The sequence below is a fragment of the Burkholderia sp. SIMBA_062 genome (assembly GCF_046534765.1).
Taxonomy (GTDB): Bacteria; Pseudomonadota; Gammaproteobacteria; order Burkholderiales; family Burkholderiaceae; genus Burkholderia; species Burkholderia ambifaria.
Genome location: NZ_JAWRYD010000332.1, coordinates 1 through 265 on the forward strand (window position 1 = coordinate 1; position 265 = coordinate 265).

The following is a 265-nucleotide window of genomic DNA, read 5'->3' on the forward strand; positions in this document are numbered from 1 at the left end:
TGGCACTGGATCGCGAAGCAGATGCTGCACGCGTGGAACGAAGGCATGGCGTCGCTACGCAGCGCCAAGCCGCAAGTGGCGTTCAAGGCGCTCACGCCGGTGATCGACGCCGCGGGTTTTTCGGACGCCGATAAAGCCGAGGCCGCGCGAGACGTGATCGGCCGCTCCGAATTGATGGCGAATCACGGCAAGAAGGGCTGAAGCCCGAGCGCGGCGCTCACGCCGTTCAAGTCGCTCGACGCTTTTGCGTGCGCGCCGAGATGGC

The 265-nt window shown here is 65.7% G+C and carries 1 pseudogene; it reads left to right on the plus strand.

What is annotated here, in order from left to right:
- Positions 1–201, plus strand: a pseudogene (locus tag SB786_RS36570) (type II toxin-antitoxin system HipA family toxin); the annotation flags it as partial.
- Positions 202–265: the final 64 nt, after the last annotated feature.